Source organism: Streptomyces sp. NBC_01571, assembly GCF_026339875.1.
GTDB lineage: Bacteria > Actinomycetota > Actinomycetes > Streptomycetales > Streptomycetaceae > Streptomyces.
This window is the reverse complement of sequence record NZ_JAPEPZ010000001.1, coordinates 3,165,102-3,191,125: the sequence shown is the minus strand read 5'-3', so window position 1 is coordinate 3,191,125 and position 26,024 is coordinate 3,165,102. Positions and strand designations below refer to the sequence as shown.

Sequence of the window (26,024 nt, the reverse complement as noted above, 5' to 3'; positions counted from 1 at the left end):
TGCAGTCTCGAAGCTAGCAGCGAATGCATCCGCGCGGGAGGCCCTGTGGACAACGTGGACGGCACGGACGGCGGCATGGATCTCGGCGGGCGGACCGTAGTCGTCACCGGCGGGACCCGCGGGGTCGGGGCCGGGATCGCGCGGGCCTTCGTCAGGGCGGGCGCGAAAGTGCTGGTCTGCGCCCGCAGACCCCCCGAAGTGCCCGTCGCGGGGACGGAGTTCACCCCGGTCGACCTGCGCGACCCGCCCGCCGTGCACACCTTCTTCGATGCGCTGCCCCGGCTCGACGTCCTGGTCAACAACGCCGGCGGCGCCCCGTACCGGCCCCTGGCCGAGGCCGGCGCCGACCGGCACGCGCGCGTGATCGAGCTCAACCTCGTCGCGCCGCTGACCGCGTCGCTCGCCGCGTACGCGCACCTCAGACGGGCCGGGGGCTCGATCGTGATGATCGGCAGTGTGAGCGGGACACGCCCGTCGCCCGGTTCGGCGGCGTACGGGGCGGCCAAGGCGGGCCTGGAGAACCTGGCCCGTTCGATGGCCGTCGAGTGGGCCCCCGACATCAGGGTCAACACCCTGGTCGTCGGCATGGTCCGCACAGAGCTGTCCCACCTCCACTACGGCGGCGAGCACGGCGTCGCCGCCGTCTCCCGGACCGTCCCGCTCGGCCGTCTCGCCGACCCGTCCGATGTCGGCGAGGCCGCCGTCTTCCTCGCCTCGGACGCCGCGGCCTACATCAGCGGGGCCTCGCTCCTCGTCCACGGGGGAGGGGAGCGGCCCGCCTTCCTCGACGCCGCGACCGTCAACCGGGCCGATCCGACCTACCAGGAGGACTGAGATGAGCGGACCGCTGTTGTGCCGGGAACGGGTCGTGATCGTCACCGGCGCGGGGCGCGGACTCGGCCGGGCGCACGCGCTCGCGTACGCCGCCGAGGGCGCGCGGATCGTCGTGAACGACCTCGGGGTCGGGCTGGACGGCTCCCCGGGTGCGGACGGCCCGGCCGCGCGGGTCGTGGCGGAGATCCGCGCGGCGGGCGGCGAAGCGGTGGCCCACCGTGGCGACGTCGCCACCACCGAGGGTGCCGCGTCCCTGGTGCGCACCGCCCTGGACACGTACGGACGCCTCGACACCCTCGTCAACAACGCGGGTTTCCTGCGCGACCGGATGCTCGTCAACCTCGACGAGGAGGACTGGGACGCCGTCCTGCGCGTCCACCTCAAGGGACACTTCCTGCCTCTGAAGCACGCGGCGGCGCACTGGCGGGCCGAGGCGAAGGCGGGGCGGACGCCGCGCGCCAGGGTCGTCAACACGAGCAGCGGGGCCGGTCTGCTGGGCTCGCTCGGGCAGGGCAACTACAGCGCGGCCAAGGCCGGGATCATCGGGCTGACCCTGGTCGCCGCCGCCGAGTTGGGGCGCTACGGCGTCCAGGTCAACGCGATCGCGCCCGCGGCACGCACCCGGATGACGGAACGTGCCTTCGCCCAGGAGATGGCGGCCCCGGACGCCGGTTCCTTCGACGCGATGGCGCCCGCGAACGTGTCGCCGCTGGTCGTGTGGCTGGGGGCGGACGCGAGCGCCGGCGTCACCGGACGCGTCTTCGAGACCGAGGGGGGCCGCATCACCGTCATGGAGGGCTGGCGGCCGGGACCGGGCGCGGACAGCGGAGCCCGCCGCAGCCCCTCCGAGGCCGGTGAGACGGCCCTGGAACTCCTGGCGCGCGCGGAGGAACCCGGCGCGGTGTACGGAGCGGGAGCGGGCGTCGCGGCGGGGGAGCAGGTGGGAGGCCGCTGACGGACCCGTCCCGCCGGTACGCGCGGGCCGCGTCCGCCGGCCTGCGCGTACGCCGGTCTCAACCCCTGGGTGGAGGCCGGAAACCAACCCGTGCTCAACCCGGTGGTTGAGGACGCGCTGCGCCGCGAACGGCAGGCTCGAAGACATGACGACGACCGACTACATCATCTCCGCGGCTCTCATCCTTCTCGTGATCCCGCAGATCCGCGGCACCCGCCTGACCCTGCTCCACACGCTGTTGCCGCTGGCCGCCGTCGCCTCCGCGGCCGCGTACTACCTCAAGTCCTTCCCGACCCAGGGGCACGACGTCCGCCTCGATGCCGTCACCGTCGCCGCGGGCGCGGCCCTGGGCCTGGGCTGCGGCGCGGCCACCCGGCTCGGCCGGGCGTCCGACGGCGTGGCGATCGCCAGGGCCGGGGCGGTCGCCGCGGTCCTGTGGATCGCCGGCATGGCGGCCCGCGCCGGATTCGAGTTCTGGGCGACCCACGGCGGTGAGGGCAGCGTCGCTCGGTTCAGCCGCGACAACCTGATCACCGGGGCCGACGCCTGGACCGCCGCACTGCTGCTGATGGCCCTGGCCCAGGTCGTGTGCCGGCTCGCCGTGGTGCGCGTCAGAGCGCGTCGGATCACCGCCACCGGAGCGATACCGGCCGGAGCCTGAGCCCGCCGTCCCGCCCGCCCCGCGCGAGGACCGGCAGTTCGTGTCCCAGGGCCAGCAGCTCGTGTCCCAGGGCCAGCAGTTCGTGCGCGGGGACGGGCAGTTCGTGCGCGGAGACCGGCCGTACCCGGCTGCCGCAAAACGCGTCGAACCCTGATCGGGTTGCCCCGCCGGCCGGATCTCCCCACAGGCCGTTCCGCCGCCGGTGTGTTCTCCCTGTCGGTCCATCAGCTCTCCCCGGGCAGTACCGTCAGCGCGCGGGCCGCCCGTGCGCGGACCTCGGCGTCGTGGTCCTCGGCCAGGGCGCGCAGTCGTTCGATGCCCTCGGGGTGGCCGGCCGGCAGCAGTCCCGCCAGTGCGTCGGCGACCGCCGCGCGTACCGCGGGCTCCGGGTGCTCCGCGTGGCGCAGGACTTCGGGGAGCGCGGCCGGGTCCGCGCGGCGGCCCAGGGCGGCGACAGCGGCTCGCGCGACCACGGAATGCTCGGTCTCGCGGGCGAGTTCGCGCAGCACCTGCCGGCCGCGAGGCGTGCGCGACCGGCCCAGCACGTCCGCGCCGAAGGCCTGCCGGAGCGGTTCGGCGCCGCGGCACCACAGCACCGCCGCACGGAAGGTGTCCTCGTCACCGCGCAGCCCGAGAGCCGTCGCCGCCTCGGTCCAGTCGTCGTCGGCGGGGTCGGCGCGGCGCAGGGCGCGGGCGGCGAGTTCGGGGGCAGGGGCGGCGATGCCGAGGGACGTTTCCAGGAGGGTGGCGATGGCGGCGTGACCGGTCTGCTGGTCGTTGCCGGACACGGGACGCCCGGCTGGGTCGAGGAGTTGGACCTCGACGGTGACGCCGCCGTCCTCCGGGTAGCGGTGGACGGCCGACGGGTGGCCGGGACCGTAGGTCTGCTCCAGGCCCGCGCGCAGCGCGGCCTCCACGTCGACGGTCAGCCAGCGGTGCGCCTCGGCGAGCGCCGCGGACCGCTCCCGCGCTCCCTGCCGGAGCAGGGCGCGGACACAGCCGGGAGAGCCGCGGCGGGTCGCCGTCACGATCGGGGGCTCACCCGTCGGTCCCGGGCGGTCGGGGTCCGCGCCGGCCGCGAGCAGTTCCGTCACCACCGCGGCCCGGCCCTGCTGCACCGCCCAGGTCAGCGCCGTGAATCCGAACCCCTCCACGCGGTCGGGACTCGCGCCGGCTGCCAACAGGGCCCGTACGACCTCCGTGTGGCCGCCGCAGGCCGCCCCGCACAGCGGTGCGTCCGTGCCCTGGCTGAGCCGGTCCGGGTCGGCGCCCGTGGCCAGCAACAGCCGTACGACGTCCGGCCGGTCGCTGACCGCGGCCAGATACAGGGCCGTCTCGCCCTCCGCGTCCGCCGACTCCGGGCTCGCGCCGGAGCGCAGCAGCCGCACCACCGCGTCCTTGTCACCCTCGTACACAGCGGTGAGGAGGCGCGCCGCGGGGTCGTTCGTGCTCATCCTTCGACCCTCGCTCGTGAAGGACGTGCGAGGCAAAGCCTTTTGGGGTGTTCTGACTCACCTTGCGGATCCCGCGCACCCCTTGCGCCGCGGCACCCCCCTACGTGTCGCACTCCAGCACCGTCCCGCACAGCGTGCAGCGCGCCCGTACCCGGCCCCGTACCGGCACCCTGATCCGCTGGTGACAGGTCGGACAGGGGAAGGAGACACGCAGCGGGCCGCGGCCGTCCGGGGTGAACTCGTAGGGGACGCCGGGGTGCGGGCCGGCGACGGGGTGGTCCTGGGCATGGCGCCGGTCCTTCGCGTAGCGGCGGCGGCCCGCCCAGCCGGCCGCGGTCAGCGGGGGCTGCTGCTCGTCGCCGCGGGCCTTCGCCATGCCCTTCGTGTACGCGGTGTAGGCCTGCGGGCTGGTGAACCAGATGGAGGGGTCCTCGCCGAAGACCAGGGCGCGTTTGGCGAGGACGTAGCCGAACTCCTCGGGGGTGAGATAGCCGAGCTTCTGCGAGGAGGCCGCGTCCTCGCGGTAGGCGTCGAGCAGCAGCCAGCCCGCGCCGAGGTACGTCGCGGCGGTGTCCGTGAGGATCTCGTTGTCGCGGGTGCCGGGGAAGGAGAGGTCGAGGCGGTGCAGATAGACGTGCATCACCTCGTGGGCGAGTGCGGCGCCGATGTCCCTGCGATGGGTGCGGAAGCGGTCGTTGAGTTCGACGAAGTACTCGGGGCCCGCCGTGAGTTCGACGTTCGCCGCATGGGTCATCTCACGGAAGCCGATGATCATCCGGGCGTCCGGCAGGTGGTAGTGGCGCACCATCTCGCGGGCCACCCGCTGCGCGCCCAGGTACAGGTCGTCGGTGTCCGCGAAGGCCACGTCGACAGGGGCCACGCTGGTCGCGAAGGTGTGGACGGTGTCGTACGAGAGCCGTCTGTAGAGCGCGGTGATCGAGGCCCGCACCGTGTCGAGGTGCGGGTAGCCGTGCTCGACGGGTCCGCCGTTCGCCACGTCCGCACCCCCTGAAGGCGCCGCCATCCGCACTCCACTCTAAGCCGGGTTCCACCGAGCGGCCGGACGAGTGCGCGCGGTCGCGGGGGTGCGACGGCGTGCGCCGGGGAGCGGCTGGCCGAAACGCGGTCCTTGCCGGGGCGCTCCGGCGTCTCAATAATGCGCAAAGGATTGGCGGGTACATGCCATTTCGTTGGCTTGTCGTGCTGCGCGTCGTGCCGTTCACCGCACGGCTCCCGCTGCCTCGGCATACCGCAGGACGCGTGGTGCGTGCCGCCGCCAGGCCTCGACCCCCCACGAGAGGAAGCACGTTGAAGTCTCCGAAGAAGTTCACGGGCCTCAGAAGACTCCTCGCCCTCGGCGCCGTCGCCCTCGCCGCCGTCTCGCTCCAGCCCGTCTCCGCGCAGGCCGCGCCCGCGCCCGTCGTCGGCGGAACCCGCGCCGCGCAGGGCGAGTTCCCCTTCATGGTCCGGCTCTCCATGGGCTGCGGCGGTGCCCTCTACACCAAGCAGATCGTGCTGACCGCCGCGCACTGTGTGAACGGCTCCGGCACCAACACCTCCATCACCGCCACCGCCGGCGTCGTCGACCTGCAGAGCACCAGCGCCGTCAAGGTCAAGTCGACGAAGGTACTCCAGGCACCCGGCTACAACGGCAAGGGCAAGGACTGGGCCCTCATCAAGCTCGCCACGCCCATCGAGCAGCCCACCCTGAAGATCGCCACCACCACCGCCTACAACAACGGGAACTTCACCATCGCCGGCTGGGGTGCCACCCGCGAGGGCGGCGCCCAGCAGCGCTACCTCCTCAAGGCCACCGTCCCCTTCGTCAGCGACGCCGCCTGCCAGCAGGCCTACGGCAGCGACCTCGTGCCCGGTGACGAGATCTGCGCCGGGTTCGTCCAGCAGGGCGGGGTCGACACCTGCCAGGGCGACTCCGGCGGACCGATGTTCCGCAAGGACGACTCCGGCGCGTTCGTCCAGGTCGGGATCGTCAGCTGGGGCCAGGGCTGCGCCGAGCCCGGATACCCCGGCGTCTACAGCGAGGTCTCGACCTTCGCGGCCGCCATAGCCAGGGCGGCCTCCACCCTGTAGCGGACCGGTCGCCCTCATGACACGGCGCGGGCGTCCGCGACCCGCTCACGGACGCCCGCGCCGCGCTCACGGACACCGGCACCACATCGCAGATGCCCCCGCCGACTCCCGGACGCCCGCCCCACCACTCACACACAGACGTTCACGCCGACTCCCGGGACGCCGGCACCCCGCTCGCGGACGGCTCGCCCTACACGGTCCGATCCCGGTCCCCCGGCACAGGGGAAGCATCGTGTGCCCCGGGCGGAGCCGGACCGCGCAGAACCGGCGGCACCGGCCCGGCGGACTCCCCGCCCGACTCCTGCAACTCCAGGACCCACACCTCGTTGGCCCCCTCGCGCAGCACCGGCCCGGGCACGTACAGCGACCGCTGCGGGCCCGCCGACCAGTAGCGGCCGAGATTGAACCCGTTGATCCACACGAACCCCCGTGTCCAGCCGGGAAGATCGAGAAAGGCGTCCCCGGCGCCGCGCACCTCCACCGTGCCGCGGTACAGACCACGGGCACCCTCCGCGGGCAGCCCCGCGAACGGCACCGCGCCGACGCCGTCGTCGAACGCGTCGAGACGCAGTCCCCGAGCCCGTACCCCGTGCAGATACTGCCGCTCGTGCAGCACACCCCCGGTGATGCCCTTCGGTTCGCCCGAACGCGGCCCGTAGTTGACCCGGCCCAGCGACTCCACCCACATCTCCACCCGCGCGTGTCCCGCGACGGGCTCCTCGAGCCGGGAGTCGTCCTCGGTCAGCACCCCGGCCGCCGCTCCGTCGACGTACACCACCGCCAGGTCCCGCAGCCCGCGCAGCAGCAGCGGATACGGCCCCCGCGGCCCCGGCACGGTCAGCTCGTACCTGACCAGGCCCCGGTCCACGTCCAGTTCCTCGAAGGTCGGAGGCACGGCGTACTCGCCCTCCGGACCCCCCAGCGCCTCCAGCACGGCCTCCGGCGGAGCCCACTCCCGCAGGTCCACGACCGCGGACGCGCCCAGCGGCGCCGGAGCCGGCGGCACATCCGGCAGCGGCCCCTCCGCGTACCCGGACAGGATCTCCCGGAAGCGCCAGAACTTCTCCGTGGGCCGCCCCAGTTCGTCGAGCGGAGCGTCGTAGTCGTACGACGTGACATCCGGCTCCAGCGGGCCCTCGTGGAGCGCTCCACCGGCCCGGTTCGCACCCGCCCAGCCCGCGAAGCTCGTCCCCCCGTGCGCCATGTACAGATTGACGGACGCCCCGCACTCCAGGATCTCGCGCAGCGCCTCCGCCGCGTCCCCCGGATCCCGTACGACGTGCTCACCGCCCCAGTGGTCGAACCAGCCGCACCAGAACTCCATGCACATCAGCGGCCCCCCGGGCCGGTGCCGGCGCAGCACCTCGAACGCCTCACGCGCGCGGGAGCCGAAATTGACCGTCGCGAGGACACCGGGAACCGAGCCGCCACTGAGCATGTGGTCCTCGGGACCGTCCGAGGTGAACAGCGGGACGCTCACCCCCTCGGCCCGCAGCACGTCGGCCAGCCGCCGCAGATACACCTGGTCGGATCCGTAACTGCCGTACTCGTTCTCGACCTGCACCATCACCACGGGGCCACCCCGGTCGACCTGCCGGGGCACGATCTCGTGCATCAGATGGTGGAACCAGCGCTCCACGTCCCGCAGATACTCCTCGTCCCTGGTGCGCTGCCGTCCCGTCAGCCAGTGCGGCAGCCCGCCGTTCTCCCACTCCGCACAGATGTAGGGGCCGGGCCGCACGATCGCCCACAGACCCGCCTCCCGCGCCGCGTCCAGGAACCGGCCCAGCGCCTGCACGTCACGGAACACGCCCGGCCGCGGCTCGTGCAGGTTCCACGGGACGTACGTCTCCACACAGTTGAGCCCCATCGCCCGCAGCATCCCGAGCCGGTGCCCCCACTGCTCCTCACGCACCCGGAAGTAGTGCAGCGCGCCGGACAGCAGCCGCACCGGCCGCCCGTCCAGCAGAAAATCCGTGTCCCCCACGGTGAACTCGCTCATGGGCCCACCCTCACCCCCTGGCGGCGACCCCGTCCATGGACAAAGATCACCTCTGGTTGGACCGAAGAACGACACCGGCCGCACCGGCGGGAGGACAGCGGATGCACCACACCTGGATGCGGTACCTCACCCCCGCCCCCGTCCACCACCGGCTCGGCCTCACCTGCCTCGGCGTCGGCCTCCAGCACGGCGAACTGCCCACCGTCGGGCCACGCACCCTCGACCACCACGTCGCCGTCGTCGTCAGCGCGGGCGGCGGCTGGCTCCAGGACCCCGACGGACACCGCCACACCGTCACCGCGCCCGCCCTGCTCTGGCTCACCCCCGGCGTACCCCACCACTACGGGCCCGACCCCAGCTGGGACGAGTGCTTCGTCGACTTCACCGGCCCCGCGACCACCGCCTACACCGAACTCGGCTACATCGAACCGGACCGGCCCGTCGTCCCCCTCTCCGACACGACCGGAGCCCGCGCCACCGTCGCCCGCATCGCCCGCGCCGCCCGCAGCGGCAACCCCCTCCTGGAGGTCGAGACCGGCGCCGCCGTCCACGAACTCCTCGTCGCGCTGCGCCGCGCCCGCGCCGACCTCACCCCCGACGGCGACCCCGTACTGCACGCCCTCGCCCGGGACGCCTTCCAGCCACTGACCGTCGCCGAACACGCGGCCCGGCACGGCATGACCCCCGCCGAACTGCGCGGCGCCGTCCGCCGCGCCGCCGGCCGCAGTCCCAAGGACTACCTCCTCGCCATCCGCCTCGGCCGCGCCAAGGAACTCCTCGCCGCCACCGAACTCCCCGTCGCCGCCGTGGCCAGACGCGTCGGCTACGACGACCCCGCCTACTTCTCCCGCCTGTTCACCCGCCGTGTCGGCATGGCTCCCGTCCACTTCCGCGCACAACAGGCCCGCACCCCGCCCGGCGCCCGCAACGACCGCCCCCCCGACCCCCACGATCCGCCCACGACCGAGCGCCCGCCTCCCACGTAGGCTGGTCGACCATGACCACCAGCAACACCGGCGACGCGACCGACCCCACCGGCAACGCGACTGACGACAGCGGCGACACGATCGCCGACACCGGCCACGCGACCGGCACCCCCGGCACGGACGCCGACGCGACGGTGCGCGCCGAACTCGCCCGACTGCGCGACAGCATCGACAACATCGACGCCGCCGTCGTCCACATGCTCGCCGAACGCTTCAAATGCACCCAGCAGGTCGGCCACCTCAAAGCAGCCCACCAACTGCCGCCCGCCGACCCCTCCCGCGAGGCCCAGCAGATCGCCCGGCTGCGCCGGCTCGCCGAGAACGCCAAGCTGGATCCGGCCTTCGCGGAAAAGTTGCTGAATTTCATCATCGCCGAGGTCATCCGCCACCACGAGAGCATCGCGGACGGCACGGGACAGGCCACCGGGACCACGGGGGAGTGACACCGGGTGCCCCCAGCGGGCATCCTGCGCGAAGCACTCCTGTCAGGTGTCAGGCCAAGGGCACATGCCGCCCGTCCATGCACGCCCGGGCCGGCCGGTACCCGAGCGAGGGGACGTATCGGGCCATGCCGTCGGATGCCAGGATCCTCATCGTCGACGACCACGAGGACACGCTGTACGCGCTGGAGAACGCCCTGGCCCCCCTGGGCCACCCCGTGACAAGCGCGACCAGCGGCGACGGTGCCCTCAAGGAACTCCTGCGCGGCCGGATCGGACTGCTCCTCCTCGACGTACGCATGCCCGGCGTCAGCGGCCTCGACGTCGTGCGCTACATGCGGCGCCTGGAGCAGACCCAGCACATCCCCGTCATCCTGCTCACCGGCTTCGGCCCGGACACCGAACTGTCCGCCACCGCCTACGCACTCGGCGTCGCCGACCTCGTCATGAAACCCGTCGACCCCTGGACCCTGCGCACCAAGGTCCGCTACCTCTACGACACCCACCGCCGCCACCAGGCCCTGGAACAGGAAGTGCGCGAACTGCGCGCCGAGGCCGACGCCGCCCACCCCACACTGGAACAGGGCCGCACCCCCTGACCGGACCGGACATAAGCCACATGACGGGCCACCCCTGTGCCCTGTCGGAGCCATCAGGCAGCATGTCCCCATGTCCGTACTGACGCGCGACGAAGCGCAGACCCGTGCCAAGCTCCTCGACGTCCACCACTACGGGATCGAACTCGACCTGACCCGCGGGGACGAGACCTTCGACTCCCGGACCGTCATCCGGTTCACCGCCCGCGCCGACGCGGACACCTTCGTCGAGCTGAAGCCCGCCGAGCTGCGCTCCGTCACCCTCGACGGGCAGCCCCTCGACCCCGAAACCCTCGACGGGAACAGGCTGCCCCTCAAAGGCCTGACCGAGGGCGAACACGAACTGCGCCTCGACACCGTCATGCACTACTCCCGCACCGGCGAAGGCATGCACCGCTTCACCGACCCCACCGACGGCGAGACCTACCTCTACACCCAGCTCTTCATGGAAGACGTCCAGCGCGTCTTCGCCGCCTTCGACCAACCCGACCTCAAGGCCGTCTTCGACCTCTCCGTCACCGCACCCGACGGCTGGACCGTCCTCGCCAACGGCATCACCGAACACCTGGGAGAGGGCCACTGGAAGGCCGCCCCCACCCCACCGATCTCCACCTACCTCGTCGCCGTCGCCGCGGGCCCCTGGCACTCCGTCCGCACCGAGCACCGCGGCCTCCCCTTCGGCATCCACTGCCGCCGCTCCCTCGCCCCCTACCTCGACACCGACGCCGACGAGATCCTCGACGTCACCCGCGCCTGCTTCGACCGCTACCACGAGAAGTTCGACGAGCCCTACCCCTTCGACTCCTACGACCAGGCGTTCGTCCCCGAATTCAACGCCGGCGCCATGGAGAACCCCGGCCTCGTCACCTTCCGCGACGAGTTCGTCTACCGCTCCGCCGTCACCGACACCGAACGCCAGACCCGCGCCATGGTCATCGCCCACGAAATGGCCCACATGTGGTTCGGCGACCTCGTCACCCTGCGCTGGTGGGACGACATCTGGCTCAACGAGTCCTTCGCCGAGTACATGGGCTACCAGACCCTCACCGAAGCCACCCGCTTCACCGACACCTGGACGGACTTCGGCGTCACCCGCAAACCCTGGGGCTACGACGCCGACCAGCGCCCCTCCACCCACCCCGTCGCCCCCGACCCGGACGCCGTCCCCGACACCGCGTCCGCCATGCTCAACTTCGACGGCATCTCCTACGCCAAGGGCGCCTCCGCCCTGCGTCAACTCGTCACCTGGCTCGGCGAGAAGGACTTCCTGGCCGGCATCAACACCCACTTCGCCCGCCACAAGTTCGCCAACGCCACCCTCGCCGACTTCATCGACTCCCTCGCCGCCGCCACCGAACGCGACGTCCACGCCTGGGCCGCCTCCTGGCTGCGCACCACCGGCGTCGACCTCCTGCGCCCCGCGCTCACCGAGACCCAGGGCACCTGGCACCTCACCGTCGAACACCACGGCAGCCGCCCGCACCGCATCGCCGTCGGCGCCTACGACACTGTCCCCGGCGAGGACAGGCGACTCGTCCCACGGGACCGCTTCGAGACCGACGTACCCCAGGACGCCCCCGTCGAACTCGGCACCGGCCGCCGCCCCGCCCTGATCCTCCTCAACGACGGCGACCTCACCTACGCCAAGATCCGCTTCGACACCGACTCCTTCCAGACCGTCAGCGCCGCCCTGTCCGGCCTCCCCGAACCCCTCACCCGCGCCGTCGTCTGGAACGCCCTGCGCGACGCCGTCCGCGACGGCGAACTGCCCGCCATGGCCTACGTGGACGCAGCCCGCACCCACCTCCCGCACGAGACCGACCTCGCCCTCGTCCAAGGCGTCCTGACGTTCGCCGCCACCCACGTCGCCGACCGCCTCCTGCCCGCCGAGGACCGCCCGACCGCCCTCGCCACCCTCACCGACCTCTGCCGCGACCTCCTGCGCCGCACCGAGGACGGCGACAACCCGGGGCTGCGCCTCACCGCCGTACGCCACTACATCGACGTCGCCGCACACCCCGACACCATCAGCGCCTGGTTCTCCGAGGGCACCGTCCCCGGCGGCCCCGAGCTCGACCCCGAACTGCGCTGGCGCGTCCTCGGCCGCCTCGCCGTCCTCGGCGCCATCGACGACGCCGTCATCGAGGCCGAACTCGTCCAGGACCCCAGCGCCACCGGCCAGGAAGGCGCCGCCCGCTGCCGCGCCGCACTGCCCGACCCCGAGGCCAAACGACGCGCCTGGGAGGAGATGTTCGCCTCCGACCATCTCTCCAACTACCTGTTCACCGCGACCGCCCAGGGCTTCTGGCAGCCCGAACAGACCGACCTCGTACGGGAGTACGTCGAGCGCTACTGGTCCGACGCCGTGGCCCTCGCCGCCCGCCGCGGCCCCGCCATCGCCGAAGCCGCCGGCCGCTACGCCTTCCCCGCCCACGCCGTCACCCCCGAGACCCTCGGCCTCGGCGAGGCCTGCCTGCGCGACGCCGACCCCATCCCGGCACTGCGCCGCAAGCTCGTCGACCAACTCGACGACCTGTCAAGGGCGCTGAAGGTACGGGAGTCGAGCCGGAACTAGATCCATCGGGGCGGGGATCCACCGGGGCCTGGGTTCCACGCCCCGGGATCCACCGCCGAGGGTTCCACCGGCCGCGGATTCCACCGGCCCTGGAGGCACCGGCCCTGGATCCAGCAGGGCCGGGTCCGGCAGGGCCATGCCCGGCAGGGCCGGTGCCTCCAGGGCCAGGTCCGGCAGGGCCGGGTCCGGCAGGGGAGGACCCGCTCCTCCCCTCCGGCCACACGGCAGGTCGATCGTCCCTCGCGGGGCACGGCAGGGACGATCGGCCTCACCTCGCCGCCCCCGGCACCGCACTCCCCGGCACGCGCTCGCCGACCGCGGGGACTTCCCTGGCGACGGCATCGGCCCGACACTCACGGACGGCACGGCACGGCACTCCCCGGCACGCGCTCGCCGACCTCCCCGGCGACGACACCGGCCCGACACTCACGGCACGGCACGGCACGGCACCGCCCGGCAGGGCCCGGCACGCGCTCGCCGACCGCGGCGCCCTCCCCGGCGACGGCACCGGCCCGACACGCACGGCACGGCAGGGCCCCGCACCGCCTGGCAAGGCACGGCACCGCCCGGCAGGGCCCGGCACCGCCCGGCAGGGCCCCGCACCCCACCCGGCCCCCGCACACCCCCCGTCACCCCCGCCCCTCCGCTCACCTTTCCTCCCCCCGGCAGTACCCCCATTCGGGTCAGATCGTTGTGCTCTGTGGGCGCGCCGCCCCCAACCCGTACAGGCTTGGAACCCCCCTGCCGCGCGCCCACCGGAGGACACCCATGAGCACGCCGCCCCTCGCCTCAGGTCCCGAAGGCCCCGGCGCACTGCGGCCACTGCTCGACACCGTGCTCGACGCGCTGCGCACCGGCAGCACCGCACGCGGCGGCCCCCTGCCCGCCGGAGGACCCGAGAACGTCGCCCGACGCCTACGGGACGCGGCCGGCGACATCCTTCCCCGGCACGGAACCGACGACGCCCTGCGCACCCTCGTCCACGCCCTCGCCGAAGGCTCCGCCGACCCCGCCGACCCCCTGTGCGCCGCCCACCTCCACTGCCCGCCCCTCGCCGTCGCCACCGCCGCCGACCTCGCCGCCTCCGTCCTCAACCCGTCCCTGGACTCCTGGGACCAGGCACCGGCCGCCTCGGAACTCGAATCCCTCGTGACCACCGCCCTCGCCGCGGAGGTCTACGGAACGGCGAACGAGCCGCACACCGCCACCGCCCTCGTCACCACCGGCGGCACCGAATCCAACCAACTCGCCGTACTCCTCGCCCGAGAAGCACACAACGGCGTCCGGCTCGTCCACGGCGCCAACGCCCACCACTCACTGCCTCGCGCCGCCTGGCTGCTCGGCCTGCCCGACCCCGTCGTCGTCCCCGCCCCCGCCGGCACCATGGACCCCGTAGCCCTCGACGAAGCCCTCACCACGCTCCGAGGCCCCCGCGGCTCCCTCCTCGTCGCCGCCACCGCCGGCACCACCGACGCCGGACTCATCGACCCCCTGCCCGACCTCGCCGACGTCTGCGCCACCCACGGCGCCCGCCTCCACATCGACGCCGCCTACGGCGGAGGCCTCCTCTTCAGCGACCGCCACCGGGCCGCACTCGACGGACTCGACCGCGCCCACACCGTCACCCTCGACCTGCACAAACTCGGCTGGCAGCCCATCGCCGCAGGCCTCCTCGCCGTACGGGACCCCCACGACCTCGCCGCACTGCGACACCAGGCCGACTACCTCAACGCCGACGACGACACCGAAGCCGGACTCCCCGACCTCCTCGGCCGCTCCCTGCGCACCACCCGACGACCCGACATCCTCAAGATCGCCGTCACCCTCAAGACCCTCGGCCGCACAGGCCTCGGCGCACTCGTCGACCACGTCTGCGCCCGAGCCACCGAGCTCGCCGACCTGATCGCCGCCCGCCCCGGCCTGGAACTCCACGCCCCACCCACCCTCAGCACCGTCCTGTTCCGGCCCGCCGGGGCCTCCGACGAAGCCGTCGCCGCCGTACGCCGCACCCTCCTCCACGACGGCCGCGCCGTCCTCGGCCGCGCCCGGCTCGACGACCGCCTCTGGCTCAAAGCCACCCTCCTCAACCCCCACACCCGGCCGGACGACCTGGCCGCGCTCCTGAAACTGGTGGAAGGACACACCCCCCGATGAGCCCGACGCCCCTCCTCCCACGCCACGAACCCGAAGCACCCCGCGACCTCGTGGGCATCGGCATCGGCCCGTTCAACCTCTCCCTCGCCGCCCTCGCCCAGCCCCTGCACGAACTCGACACCGTCTTCTACGAACAACGCCCCGGTTTCGACTGGCACCCCGGCCTCCTCATCGACGGCGCCACCCTCCAGGTCCCCTTCCTCGCCGACCTGGTCACCCTCGCCGACCCCACCAGCCCCTGGTCCTTCCTCAACCACCTCAAGGACCGCGACCGCCTCTTCCCCTTCTACTTCGCCGAGCGCTTCCACATCCAACGCGCCGAATACGACGCCTACTGCCGCTGGGTCGCCGACCGCCTCCCCGGACTCCACTTCGGACACCAGGTCGACGCCGTCCGCTGGAACCCCGAACGCACCCTCTTCGAAGTCGACTTCACCCAACTCGACCCCGACGGAGACGCCGAAGCCCTCGGCCGCACCCACACCCGCAACATCGTCCTCGGCGTCGGCACCGCCCCCCACATCCCCGACGCCCTCCAACCCCTCGTGGAAGCCCCCGGCGTGCCCGTCATCCACGCCGCGGACTACCTCGCCCACCGCGACCGCTTCCTCACCGCCGAACACATCACCGTCATCGGCGCCGGACAGTCGGGCGCCGAGGTCTTCCTCGACCTCCTCAGAAACCGCCCCCCAGGACGCGAGAAGATCCACTGGCTCGCCCGCACCGAGGCCTTCGCCCCCATGGAGTACTCCAAACTCGGCCTCGAACACTTCACCCCCGACTACACCCGCTACTTCCACGCCCTCACCGAACCCGTACGCGACCGCCTCGTCGCCGCCCAATGGCAACTCCACAAAGGAATCGACGCCGACACCATCGCCGCCATCCACGACGAGCTCTACCGCCGCACCCTGCACGGCGACTGGCCCGACGCCGTCCTCACCCCCGCCGTCACCGTCCGCACCGCGGGACGCGTCGCCACCACCAAGGTCGAACTCCACCTCGAACACGGCCAACAGGGCACCCGCACCCGCCTCACCACCGACGCCGTCGTCCTCGCCACCGGCTACCGCGAACGCCCCCTCGACCGCATCCTCGCCGGACTCGACCCCTACCTACGCCGCGACAGCTCCGAACGCCCCCGCATCGACGACCAGTTCCGCCTCCACCTCGACCCCTCCGTCACCGGCCGCGTCTACGTCCAGAACGCCGAACTCCACACCCACGGCGTCGGCGCCCCCGACCTCGGCCTCGCCGCCTGGCGCAGCGCCACCATCCTCAACTCCCTCACCGGCAAGGACCCCTACCCGCTCCCACGCCGGACGGCCTTCACCACCTTCGGACTCGAACCCCACCCACAGGTCCCGGCCACCCGGCACATCCCGACCCTCACCCCCCTCGTCGACGGACGATAAAACCGGCCGGCCCACGACCCCGGCCCCCGCGGACCGCGCCGTACACGGGCCCGCACGCCAAACGGCGCCGGCCCCCCGAAAGGGAACGCCGACGCCGTTCACGTCACCGCGCAGTCCTAGAAGACGGGCGTGCCCTCCCGCGTCAGCCTCCAGTCCACCGACGCGAACTCCTTCGGGTCCAGCGTGCCCTTCGCCGTCACCCACTCGGCGATCCGCGTACGGATCTCCGTCGACTCCGACCACACCTCCTTGGCCGACGCCACATGCGGGAACGCGCCACCACCGTTCGCCCGGTAGTTGTTCACCGCGAACACGAACTGCTGCGCGTCATCCAGCGCCACACCCCCGTACGTCAGATTCCTGATCCGCGAACCCTCCGCCTGCGCAATGTCGATGTCGTACGCCAGCCCCGACACATAGTCGTAGTTGTAGTCCGGACGGTCGTTCGCGTTGGTCAGCTTCTCGACGTCCACCACCGCACCCGCCGCGGTCCGCACGAAGTAGTTCGCCGAGTACTCCAGGTACGCCCGCACCTGCGCACCCGTCAGCACCTTCGCCACCAACGTGTTGTCGTACACGTACAGGCTCGACAGATCCCGGATCGTCACCTCACCCGCCGGAATCTCCGACGTCCGCGAGAACGGCGACGCCTGCGCGATCACCGGCAGCGACGCGTACTCCGTCCCGACCAGCGCCGCCCTGACCACGTCCTCCTGCACCTTCGTGATCAGATCGATGATCGGAGCGTCCTTGTACCGCGCCTCGACCGTCGTCAACGTCTCCGTCGCCGTACCGACCACCTGATTGACGTACTCCACCACCAACGCGTGCTCGTCCTTCAGCAGCCGGGTGATCCTCGGGTCGTCAGCCACCGAGTTCGAGTTGCGGACCGACGCCGCCACCGACTCGACCTGCCACCGCCCCTCCTCGAACACCAACTCGAAGTCGAACACCGACAAACGCTCCGCGAACGCCAACGGCTCCGAAAGAACCACCGTCCGCCCCGACTTCGCGTTGGTGACCTTCAACTCCGGAATCTCCACATGCGCGTGCCCGACCAGAATCGCGTCGATCCCCGGCACCTGCTGCGCCACCAACGCCGCCGAGTTCTCGACATACGGCAACTGATCACCGTACGACGAGGTGCCCGACGCACCCGAGTGCGCCGACACCACGACCACGTCCGCCCCCATCGAACGCAGCTTCGGCACCCACTTCGCCGCCTGCTCCTCAAGCCCCGGGAACACCAACTTGCCCTGCACATAGGCCTTGTCCCAGATCGCGATACCCGGGTTCGTCAGCCCCAGCACCGCCACCTTCACCGCCGGCGCACCCGGAACCCGGAACGTCTTCATGAGATACGGAGGGAACGCCGGCTTCAGCGTCTTCGCGTCCAGCGCGTTCGCACCCAACAAGGGGAAATCGCACTGCGACTCGAACTTCCGCAGCGTCTCGATCCCGTAGTTGAACTCGTGGTTCCCGAGCGCCACCGCGTCGTACCCGATCGCGTTCATCGCCTGCGCCATCGGGTGCACCGGACCGTGCTTGGCCGTGATCGGATCGACCTTCGCGAAGTAGTACGTCAGCGGAGTGCCCTGGATCGTGTCACCCGCGTCCAACAGCAGCGTGTTGCAACGCCCCTTCTCCTTGCGGACCGCGTTCACCAGCGTCGAGATCCGCGACAGACCCTGCGCGTTGCCCGCACCGTCCCGGTACTCCGCGTCCTTGAAGTAGTCCCAGTTGAAGACGTGCCCGTGCAGATCCGTCGTGCCCATCACCGTCAGGGAGTACCGCTTCACAGGCTTCTTCCTACCCCCCGCCACCGACTCCGTCGCGGCCTGCGCGGACGGAGCCGCTACCGCACCCGCGAGCGCCACCCCCGCACCCGTCACGGCGGACTTCTCCAGGAACTTCCGGCGGTTCAAAGACATGTCACAGACTCCTCGGGAATCGGTCAACGACGCGCGTAGATTCTGACCCACGCATGACACTCCCGAACAGGCCCCGAAGGTATCCATCTGATGACCAGCCACCCCACGACCAACCCCACACCCACCCGCACGATGACAGAGTGGAGCGCATGACCCCCACCCCGGAAGAACCCCAACCCTCCCTCCCCTACGGCACCCCCGAAGCACCCCGCATCGCCGTCCGCGGCGAAGCCCACCTCGAAGTCGACCCCGAAATCGCCCGCATCGGCATCACCGTCGCCGCCCGCGGCACGGACCGCCGAGAAGCCCTCACCGACCTCACCCGCCGCAACACCACCGCCCTCGACCTCATCAAGTCCTACGGCGACGCCGTCGAACACATCGAGACCGGCACCTACTCCATCAGCCCCGAACTCACCAAACACGGCCGCGGCGAACGCATCCGCGCCTACCACGGCCGCGTCCACATCACCGCCGAACTCACCGACTTCACCGCCCTCGGCGAACTCACCACCCGACTGGCCGACCTCGACCTCACCCGCGTCGACGGCCCCTGGTGGGACCTGCGCCCCGACTCACCCGCCCACCGCCGAGCCCGCCAACAAGCCGTCCACGAAGCCGTCCAACGCGCCCGCGAATACGCCGAAGCCCTCGGCACCACCCTCGCCGCCCTCGTCGAACTCGCCGACATCGGCGCCGAGAACACCCCGCCCTACCCCGCCGCCCCCGGCCGCGGCATGCGCTCCATGTCCTTCGCCGGAGCCGCCCCCGAAGAAGCCCCGGCCCTGGACCTCGAACCCCAACGCCAGCACGTCCACGCCCAGGTCAACGCCCGATTCACGATGACCCCACCCCAGCTGTGACCACCGAAACCGTCACACTCGGTGACGGGACGATCCCTCCGCGCGGTCCATCGGCCGGCCCATCCGCACAGCGCCACCGGGCCGCGACGCACACACCAGGCCCCTAATCTGCTCATAGGAGCGGCCCCACGCACAATTCAACAGTTGTCAATAATCCTTCACGCAAAGGTTGTTGAGTAGTCATGCACGGCCAATTCTCTACCCACGGGTAAGGCCTAGGCTCACACCATGCGCCGAGCAAAAATCGTCTGCACCCTGGGCCCCGCCACCGACTCCTACGACCAGATCAAAGCCCTGGTCGACGCCGGAATGGACGTAGCCCGCTTCAACCTCAGCCACGGCACCTACGCCGAACACGAGGACCGCTACCAGCGGGTACGCAAGGCCGCCGACGAAACCGGCCGCAGCATCGGACTCCTCGCCGACCTTCAAGGCCCGAAGATCCGACTCGGCCGCTTCACCGAAGGTCCCGTACTCCTTGAACGCGGAGACGCCTTCACCATCACCGTCGAAGAAGGCGTCGAAGGCGACCGCCACACCTGCGGCACCACCTACACCGGACTCGCCGCCGACGTCACCCCCGGTGAGCGCATCCTCGTCGACGACGGCAAGGTCTGCCTCGAAGTCACCACCGTCGACGGCCCCCGCGTCCACACCACCGTCGTCGAAGGCGGCATGGTCTCCGACCACAAGGGCCTCAACCTCCCCGGCGTCGCCGTCTCCGTCCCCGCCCTCTCCGACAAGGACGAAGCAGACCTCCGCTGGGCCCTGCGCATGGGCTTCGACGTCATCGCCCTCTCCTTCGTCCGCACCGGCGAAGACATCCACGACGTCCACCGCATCATGGACGAGGAAGGCCGCCGCCTCCCCGTCATCGCCAAGGTCGAGAAGCCCCAGGCCGTCGACAACATCGACGGCATCGTCGCCGCCTTCGACGGCATCATGGTCGCCCGCGGCGACCTCGGCGTCGAAATGCCCCTCGAACAGGTGCCCATCGTCCAGAAGCGCGCCATCAAACTCGCCAAGCGCAACGCCAAACCGGTCATCGTCGCCACCCAGATGCTCGACTCGATGATCGACCACTCCCGCCCCACCCGCGCCGAGGCCTCCGACGTCGCCAACGCCGTCATCGACGGCACCGACGCCGTGATGCTCTCCGGCGAGACCAGCGTCGGCAAATACCCCATCGCGACCGTCCGCACCATGGCCCGCATCGTCGCCGCCGCCGAGGAGGACATCCTCGCCACCGGCCTGCCACCCCTCACCGAACGCAACAAGCCCCGCACCCAGGGCGGCGCCGTCGCCCGCGCCGCAGCCGAGATGGGCGACTTCCTCGGCGCCAAGTTCCTCGTCGCCTTCACCCAGTCCGGCGACACCGTCCGACGCCTCTCCCGCTACCGCTCCCCGATCCCGCTGCTCGCCTTCACCTCCGACCCGGCGACCCGCTCCCAGCTCAGCCTGACGTGGGGCGTGGAGACCTTCCTCGGCCCGCACGTCGGCTCCACGGACGCGATGGTCGACCAGGTGGACGAACTGCTGCTGAAGTACGGCCGCTGCCGGAAGGGCGACATCGTGGTCATCACGGCCGGCTCCCCGCCCGGCGTCTCCGGCACGACGAACCTGGTCCGCGTCCACCACGTCGGAGAGGACGACAGCCCCAAGTAGACGGGCCTCGTCAGTACTTGGGGCCCACGTGGGTGTCCATGAGGGTGACGGAGGCCTTACGGGCGACGGAGATGTTGTATGGGTTTCCGTCGCGGGTGCAGTGCGTCCACCGGACGCCGAGCGTGTCGAGGGTGTCGGTGTAGAGCCGCCGGATGTCGTCGGACACGTTGGTGAAGAAGTACCGGGGATATTCGTAGCGCTTGCGTTCACCGCCGACCATGCGGGTGGTCCAGTTGGTGATCCGGCATCCGTCGGAGTGGACGAGTCCCCGGACGAATTCCCAGGGATGAGCGCCGACGATCTCCTGTTGCCAGGGTTCGAGGACGATGGGGCGCTCGTGCTTCTTGCCGGGGCCGTGTTGGGGGAAGAGACAGGGCCAGTGCCGACTGTAGCCGACGACCGATACGTACCCGATCTCCTGGACGCGGCTCGACTTCCCGCGGGGGTTGGCAGCTTCGACAGCGGCGGCGCATGCTTCGATCAGACCTGGCCAGGCGGCGGCGCAGGCGATGCGGAGAAAGTAGCCCGCTCGCCGGTGTGGGCTGATGCAGCCGTCACCGAGGTAGAGCCCCAAGAGGTAGCTGTAGGCCGCCGTGTCGGGAGGCGTCATGGTCATCGGGCTGCACCTGGCGCACGGCGGGTTCAGCATCCGCGGCAGCGGGTCGAGGCGTGATTGCCACGACCGGATCGCCGACCGGGAGGCCCCGGTCTCCTTGCTCACGGAGTTCAGGCTGCGCCCCTGAGTGACCAGCGCCAGAGCTCGTTTGCGTGTGCCCACGTCGTACATGCGGCCACTTTGTGCGCATGATCGTGACGACATGCAGCGAAAAGCGGATATTCACGAGAATGGGAACATCCGCTTTCGGGTGACAACCTTGGAAACGAAGGAAAAGTGCCCCAGGTGGGATTCGAACCCACACTGTCCGCTGTTTGAGAGCGGCCTCTCTAACCGGTTGGAGTACTGGGGCCTTAGAAAGGAAGGATTAGCCCAACCCCTCGGGCCACCACCTTACCGCAGCTAGGTAGGCTCTTGGGAGCAGTACCCGCCCCTGAACGAGGAGCCCCCGTGACCGCCCCCGAGTCGCCCCAGCCCGTAGACGCGCCCGACGACGACAAGTCGCACGTGCCTCCGCTGACGACCCGTGTCGTCATCGCCGAGGACGAGGCGCTGATCCGTCTCGACCTGAAAGAGATGCTCGAGGAAGAGGGCTACTCCGTCGTGGGTGAGGCGGGGGACGGTGAGCAGGCCATCGAGCTGGCCCGTGAGCACAAGCCGGACCTCGTGATCCTCGACGTGAAGATGCCGAAGCTGGACGGGATCTCGGCGGCGGAGAAGATCGCGGAGGAGGGCATCGCCCCTGTTCTGATGCTGACGGCGTTCTCGCAGCGCGATCTGGTGGAGCGGGCGAGGGACGCGGGCGCGATGGCGTACCTGGTGAAGCCGTTCAGCAAGAGCGATGTGGTGCCGGCGATCGAGATGGCCGTGTCGCGGTTCGCGGAGCTGAAGCAGTTGGAGCAGGAGGTCGCGGACCTGAGCCTGCGGCTGGAGACCCGGAAGCTGGTGGACCGGGCGAAGTCGGTGCTGCAGACGGAGTACGGCCTGACGGAGCCGGCGGCGTTCCGGTGGATCCAGAAGACGTCGATGGATCGTCGGATGTCGATGCAGCAGGTGGCGGAGGCGGTCATCGCGGACGCCGCGGAGAAGAAGTCGTCGAAGGGTTAGTCCCGTCGCGTGCGAGCGCGCGAAGAGGCCCGCGTCCCCACGAGGGGCGCGGGCCTCTTCGGCTGTGGGCGGGGTGCTAGTCCTCGCCGAGGTAGGCCTTGCGTACGGACTCGTCGTGCAGGAGGTCCTGTCCGGTTCCGGAGAGCACGATGTTGCCGACTTCCATGACGTGTCCCTGGTCGGCGAGGGAGAGCGCCGCCTGGGCGTTCTGTTCGACGAGGAGGATGGTCGTGCCGTCGGACTTGAGTTCGGCGATGGTGGCCATGATCTTCTGCATCATGATCGGTGAGAGGCCCATGGAGGGTTCGTCGAGCATGAGCAGCTTGGGCTGGGACATGAGGGCGCGGCCCATGGCGAGCATCTGCTGTTCGCCGCCGGAGAGGGTTCCCGCGGCCTGCTTGCGGCGTTCCCCGAGGATGGGGAAGAGGTCGTAGGCGCGCTGGATGTCCTTCTCGATGCCTGCCTTGTCGGTGCGGAGGAAGGCTCCGAGCTGGAGGTTCTCGGTGATCGTCAGCCGGGGGAAGATGTGGCGTCCCTCGGGGGAGTGGGCGAGGCCGAGGGAGACGATCTTGTGGGCGGGGATGCCGTCGAGGGGTTGGCCGTCGAAGGTGATGCGGCCGGAGGTCGGCTTGAGGAGGCCGGAGAGGGTGCGCAGGGTGGTGGTCTTGCCGGCGCCGTTGGTGCCGATGAGGGTGACGATCTGGCCGGCTTCGACGGAGAAGGAGATGCCCTTGACGGCTTCGATCTTGCCGTAGGCGACCTTGAGGTCTTCGACCTCGAGCAGTGCGGTCACTGGGCGTTTCCTTCCTTGCTGGTGGTGCTGTTCGCGGAGGCGTCGTCCTGGGCGGCTTCCGGGGTCTCGGTGGTGGCGGGGGCTTCCGGGGCGTCGGGTGCGTCCGGGGTGTCGGCGGGTTCCGTGGTCTCCGGTGTTTCCGTTGCCGGTTCCGTGGTCTCCGTGGCCGGCACCGTCTCTGCGGCCGGTTCGGTGGCCTGTGCGGGCACGGTGGGCTCGGCCGGTGTGGCCGCCGCTGTGGTGGCGCCGCCGGCTTCGGCCGCCTCGACCTCGGCGAGTTCGTCGGCGCCGGGGGCGCCTTCGAAGGGGGTGCCGAGGTACGCGGCGATGACGCGTTCGTCGCCCTGGACGACGTCGGAGGTGCCTTCGACGAGCTTCTCGCCCTGGACGAGGCAGGCGACGCGGTCGGAGAGGTTGAAGATGAAGCGCATGTCGTGCTCGATGACGAGGACGGCGATGCCGCGGTCGCGGATGGCGAAGACGAGGTCTTCGGTCGCGCGGGTCTCCTGGGGGTTCATGCCGGCGGTGGGCTCGTCCAGGAGGAGGAGGCCGGGTTCGCTGGCCATGGCGCGGGCGATCTCGAGCTTGCGCTGTTCGCCGTAGGGGAGGTTGCGGGAGAGGTGGTCGGCCTTGTGGGCGAGGCCGATGAACTCCAGCAGTTCCATGGCGCGTTCGCGGGAGGTGGCTTCGGCCTTGCGGAAGCCGGGGCCGCGCAGGAGGGCGGACCAGAGGCCTTCCTTGGTGCGGGTGTGGCGGCCGACGAGCACGTTCTCCAGGACGGTCATGTTGGCGAAGAGCCGGATGTTCTGGAAGGTGCGGGCGATGCCGGCGCTGGTGACGAGGTGGGGCTTGGGCGGCAGGACCGTGCCCTTGTAGGAGACCTTGCCCTCGGTGGGGACGTAGAGGCCGGTGAGGCAGTTGAAGAAGGTGGTCTTGCCGGCGCCGTTGGGGCCGATGAGGCCGACGATCTCGCCGCTGTTGACGGTGAGGTCGACGCTGCGTACGGCGGTGAGGCCGCCGAAGCGCATGGTGACGCCGCTGGCCTCGAGGACGGGGCTGGGGGCTGTGGTGGTGGTCATGTGGGTCACGCCCCTGCCTTGGTGACGCCGACGGTGGAGTCGGGCAGGCCCTGTTCGGGGATGTCGATGGTCTCGTCGGCCTCGTGGAACTCGAGTTGGCGGCGACGGTTGGCGATGATTCCTTCGGGGCGGAAGCGCATGAGGATGACGAGCGCGAGGCCGAAGGCGAAGAGCTGGTACTCCTTCAGGAAGCCGAGCTTCTCGGGGAGGAGGTAGAGCAGGGTGGCGCCGAGGATGGGGCCGTTGACGGTGCCCATGCCGCCGAGGACGACCGCGGCGAGCAGGAACGCGGAGTTCGGGGGTACGGAGCCGGCGAACTGGTAGGGGGCCGGGTTGACGCTGTAGCCGACGTGGGCGCTGACCGTGCCGGCGAGGCCGGCGAGGGAGGCGCCGAGTGCGAAGGCGATGAGCTTGACGCGGAAGCCGTTGATGCCCATGGCGGTGGCGGCGGTCTCGTCCTCGCGGATGGCGATCCAGGAGCGGCCGATGCGGGAGTCGGCGGCGCGGTTGAAGACGATCACGACGATGCCGGTGATGATCAGCATCAGCAGGAAGTAGTTCGCGAAGCGGCCGAGGGTGAGCGAGCCGATCTCGTGGGTGTTGCCGAAGTTGAACCCGAAGATGTTGAGGTCCGGGATCATCGAGATGCCGTTGGGGCCGTTGGTGAGGTTGGGTCCGGAGGAGCCGTCGAGGTTGTTGACGGTGATGCGGAAGATCTCTCCGAAGCCGAGGGTGACGATGGCGAGGTAGTCGCCGCGCAGTCGCAGGGTGGGGGCGCCGATGAGGACGCCGAAGACGAGCGACGCGGCCATGCCGGTGAGCATGGCGGCCCAGAAGGGGAACTGGACGCCGGAGAAGCGGGAGAACTCGGAGCCGGAGACGAGGGCGGCGGCGTAGGCGCCGACGCCGAGGAAGGCGACGTATCCGAGGTCGAGGAGGCCGGTGAGGCCGACGACGATGTTGAGGCCGAGGGCGACGGTGGCGACGACGAGGATGTTCACGCCGAGGTTGGCGTTGTGTTCGTCGTTCTCCACGAAGGGGAAGATCGCCGCGGCGAGGAACGCCATGGAGGTGGCGAATCCCTTGTGCTGGGCGTTGAGTTGGGCGAAGCGGTCGAAGAGTCCGGCGGACTGGAGGGCCCAGACGCCGAGGACGACGAGCAGCAGGTAGCCGATGAAGGTCTCGCTGGCGTCGGGGTCGACGCCGATGCCGTAGGTGAAGACGATCAGTGCGACGGCGGTGGCGCCGGTGATGACGAGGCGTTCGCCCCAGGCGGGGAGTGCTGCGGCGGTGGGGAGGTGTTCGGGTTTGGTGACGTAGTCCTTGAAGGTGTCACCGGGCTTGGGGAGTGCCAGGGCGCCGAGCAGGGCGATGAGGGAGGCGACGGCGGCGACGTAGGCGCCGGGGTCGAGGGCGACGAGGCCCTTGAGGTCGACGGCGATGGCGATGGCGCTGAACCAGCTGATGGCGAACGCGGAGGCGGTGGCGAGGACGACCGGTGCGGTGGCGCCGGTCGGGTTGAGCCAGCGCAGTCCGCGGACGCCGTACTGGGTGAGCGCGAAGAGGAGGGTGAGGGCGCCCGCGACGAGGTCGAGGACCTGGAGGCCCGCGGGGGAGCCGTAGTAGGTGAGGTCGCCGGGGAAGTCGGCCGTGTAGGTCCACGACATGAAGGTGCTGGCGATGGTGCCGATGGCGCCGACGGCGATGAGGACGCGGGCGGCCGTCTGCGGGAGCGAGATCAGGCCGGCCGTGGGTGTGGTGGCCCCGGTGGTGTTCTCTGCGGTGTTCTCGGTGGTTGCCATGGTGC

21 protein-coding genes and 1 tRNA gene are annotated in these 26,024 nt (G+C 71.0%); 13 read left to right on the top strand and 9 right to left on the bottom strand.

Features of this window, described 5'->3' with window-relative positions; all coding sequences use genetic code 11:
• The first annotated feature begins 75 nt into the window (after nucleotides 1-75).
• The 3 genes from OHB41_RS14385 (at nucleotide 76) to OHB41_RS14375 (ending at nucleotide 2,450) form a co-directional block, all read left to right on the top strand.
• A complete protein-coding gene (locus tag OHB41_RS14385) occupies nucleotides 76-834 on the top strand; it encodes an SDR family oxidoreductase (protein ID WP_266705868.1) in 759 nt (252 codons plus the stop codon).
• Between the two features lies 1 nt (nucleotide 835).
• On the top strand, nucleotides 836-1,789 hold the full coding sequence (locus tag OHB41_RS14380) for an SDR family oxidoreductase (RefSeq protein ID WP_266698452.1): 954 nt from the start codon (nucleotides 836-838) through the stop codon (nucleotides 1,787-1,789).
• Between the two features lie 145 nt (nucleotides 1,790-1,934).
• Complete coding sequence (locus tag OHB41_RS14375; RefSeq protein WP_266698450.1) at nucleotides 1,935-2,450, top strand: hypothetical protein; 516 nt, start codon at nucleotides 1,935-1,937, stop codon at nucleotides 2,448-2,450.
• 224 nt (nucleotides 2,451-2,674) lie between these two features.
• Here the strand turns inward: OHB41_RS14375 and OHB41_RS14370 are convergent, their stop codons facing one another.
• On the bottom strand, nucleotides 2,675-3,904 hold the full coding sequence (locus OHB41_RS14370; RefSeq protein WP_266698449.1) for an ankyrin and HEAT repeat domain-containing protein: 1,230 nt from the start codon (nucleotides 3,902-3,904) through the stop codon (nucleotides 2,675-2,677).
• 100 nt (nucleotides 3,905-4,004) lie between these two features.
• A complete protein-coding gene (locus tag OHB41_RS14365) occupies nucleotides 4,005-4,901 on the bottom strand; it encodes a hypothetical protein (RefSeq protein ID WP_266705866.1) in 897 nt (298 codons plus the stop codon).
• Nucleotides 4,902-5,212: 311 nt separating this feature from the next.
• Between OHB41_RS14365 and OHB41_RS14360 the strand changes: the two genes are divergently transcribed.
• Complete coding sequence (locus OHB41_RS14360) at nucleotides 5,213-5,995, top strand: S1 family peptidase (RefSeq protein WP_266698448.1); 783 nt, start codon at nucleotides 5,213-5,215, stop codon at nucleotides 5,993-5,995.
• Nucleotides 5,996-6,185: 190 nt separating this feature from the next.
• Here the strand turns inward: OHB41_RS14360 and OHB41_RS14355 are convergent, their stop codons facing one another.
• Nucleotides 6,186-7,997: a glycoside hydrolase family 35 protein gene (locus OHB41_RS14355; protein WP_266698446.1), complete on the bottom strand. Its 1,812-nt coding sequence runs from the start codon at nucleotides 7,995-7,997 to the stop codon at nucleotides 6,186-6,188.
• Nucleotides 7,998-8,098: 101 nt separating this feature from the next.
• Here OHB41_RS14355 and OHB41_RS14350 point away from each other — a divergent pair, with 101 nt between their 5' ends.
• The 6 genes from OHB41_RS14350 to OHB41_RS14325 all read left to right on the top strand — a co-directional run bounded on the left by OHB41_RS14350 (nucleotide 8,099) and on the right by OHB41_RS14325 (nucleotide 16,163).
• Nucleotides 8,099-8,983, top strand: coding sequence for a helix-turn-helix transcriptional regulator (locus OHB41_RS14350; RefSeq protein ID WP_266698445.1), 885 nt, complete (start codon nucleotides 8,099-8,101; stop codon nucleotides 8,981-8,983).
• An 11-nt stretch (nucleotides 8,984-8,994) separates the two neighbouring features.
• Nucleotides 8,995-9,426, top strand: coding sequence for a chorismate mutase (locus OHB41_RS14345; protein WP_266698443.1), 432 nt, complete (start codon nucleotides 8,995-8,997; stop codon nucleotides 9,424-9,426).
• A gap of 125 nt (nucleotides 9,427-9,551) precedes the next feature.
• Nucleotides 9,552-10,022, top strand: coding sequence for a response regulator (locus OHB41_RS14340; protein ID WP_266698442.1), 471 nt, complete (start codon nucleotides 9,552-9,554; stop codon nucleotides 10,020-10,022).
• A 70-nt stretch (nucleotides 10,023-10,092) separates the two neighbouring features.
• Entirely contained in the window at nucleotides 10,093-12,594 is a 2,502-nt protein-coding gene (gene pepN, locus OHB41_RS14335; RefSeq protein ID WP_266698440.1) for an aminopeptidase N, read from the top strand.
• Between the two features lie 768 nt (nucleotides 12,595-13,362).
• On the top strand, nucleotides 13,363-14,748 hold the full coding sequence (locus OHB41_RS14330) for a pyridoxal phosphate-dependent decarboxylase family protein (RefSeq protein WP_266698438.1): 1,386 nt from the start codon (nucleotides 13,363-13,365) through the stop codon (nucleotides 14,746-14,748).
• Nucleotides 14,745-16,163: a lysine N(6)-hydroxylase/L-ornithine N(5)-oxygenase family protein gene (locus OHB41_RS14325; protein ID WP_266698436.1), complete on the top strand. Its 1,419-nt coding sequence runs from the start codon at nucleotides 14,745-14,747 to the stop codon at nucleotides 16,161-16,163. Before OHB41_RS14330 ends, OHB41_RS14325 begins: the two co-directional genes overlap by 4 nt.
• Before the next feature lie 116 nt (nucleotides 16,164-16,279).
• On the opposite strand, the gene OHB41_RS14320 is transcribed toward OHB41_RS14325, so the two are convergent.
• Nucleotides 16,280-18,094, bottom strand: coding sequence for a bifunctional metallophosphatase/5'-nucleotidase (locus tag OHB41_RS14320; RefSeq protein ID WP_266698434.1), 1,815 nt, complete (start codon nucleotides 18,092-18,094; stop codon nucleotides 16,280-16,282).
• A gap of 149 nt (nucleotides 18,095-18,243) precedes the next feature.
• Here OHB41_RS14320 and OHB41_RS14315 point away from each other — a divergent pair, with 149 nt between their 5' ends.
• Both OHB41_RS14315 and pyk read left to right on the top strand, forming a co-directional pair.
• Nucleotides 18,244-18,957 (top strand): SIMPL domain-containing protein, encoded by a 714-nt coding sequence (locus OHB41_RS14315; RefSeq protein WP_266698433.1) that lies wholly within the window; start codon nucleotides 18,244-18,246, stop codon nucleotides 18,955-18,957.
• Nucleotides 18,958-19,185: 228 nt separating this feature from the next.
• Nucleotides 19,186-20,622 (top strand): pyruvate kinase, encoded by a 1,437-nt coding sequence (gene pyk, locus OHB41_RS14310; RefSeq protein ID WP_266698431.1) that lies wholly within the window; start codon nucleotides 19,186-19,188, stop codon nucleotides 20,620-20,622.
• A 10-nt stretch (nucleotides 20,623-20,632) separates the two neighbouring features.
• On the opposite strand, the gene OHB41_RS14305 is transcribed toward pyk, so the two are convergent.
• Together OHB41_RS14305 and OHB41_RS14300 are read right to left on the bottom strand one after the other, a co-directional pair.
• On the bottom strand, nucleotides 20,633-21,409 hold the full coding sequence (locus OHB41_RS14305; protein ID WP_266698429.1) for a transcriptional regulator: 777 nt from the start codon (nucleotides 21,407-21,409) through the stop codon (nucleotides 20,633-20,635).
• Nucleotides 21,410-21,515: 106 nt separating this feature from the next.
• A tRNA-Leu gene (locus OHB41_RS14300) sits at nucleotides 21,516-21,590 on the bottom strand.
• Between the two features lie 98 nt (nucleotides 21,591-21,688).
• Here OHB41_RS14300 and OHB41_RS14295 point away from each other — a divergent pair.
• On the top strand, nucleotides 21,689-22,345 hold the full coding sequence (locus OHB41_RS14295; RefSeq protein WP_266698427.1) for an ANTAR domain-containing response regulator: 657 nt from the start codon (nucleotides 21,689-21,691) through the stop codon (nucleotides 22,343-22,345).
• A 76-nt stretch (nucleotides 22,346-22,421) separates the two neighbouring features.
• Here OHB41_RS14295 and OHB41_RS14290 read toward each other — a convergent pair whose 3' ends face one another.
• The 3 genes from OHB41_RS14290 to OHB41_RS14280 are packed head-to-tail and all read right to left on the bottom strand — an operon-like array spanning nucleotide 22,422 to nucleotide 26,019.
• Complete coding sequence (locus OHB41_RS14290) at nucleotides 22,422-23,138, bottom strand: ABC transporter ATP-binding protein (protein WP_153291150.1); 717 nt, start codon at nucleotides 23,136-23,138, stop codon at nucleotides 22,422-22,424.
• Nucleotides 23,135-24,226 carry an ABC transporter ATP-binding protein gene (locus OHB41_RS14285; RefSeq protein WP_323138373.1) on the bottom strand — a complete coding sequence of 364 codons (1,092 nt, stop codon included), beginning with the start codon at nucleotides 24,224-24,226 and terminating at the stop codon, nucleotides 23,135-23,137. Before OHB41_RS14285 ends, OHB41_RS14290 begins: the two co-directional genes overlap by 4 nt.
• Nucleotides 24,223-26,019: a branched-chain amino acid ABC transporter permease gene (locus OHB41_RS14280; RefSeq protein ID WP_266705864.1), complete on the bottom strand. Its 1,797-nt coding sequence runs from the start codon at nucleotides 26,017-26,019 to the stop codon at nucleotides 24,223-24,225. Before OHB41_RS14280 ends, OHB41_RS14285 begins: the two co-directional genes overlap by 4 nt.
• Nucleotides 26,020-26,024: the final 5 nt, after the last annotated feature.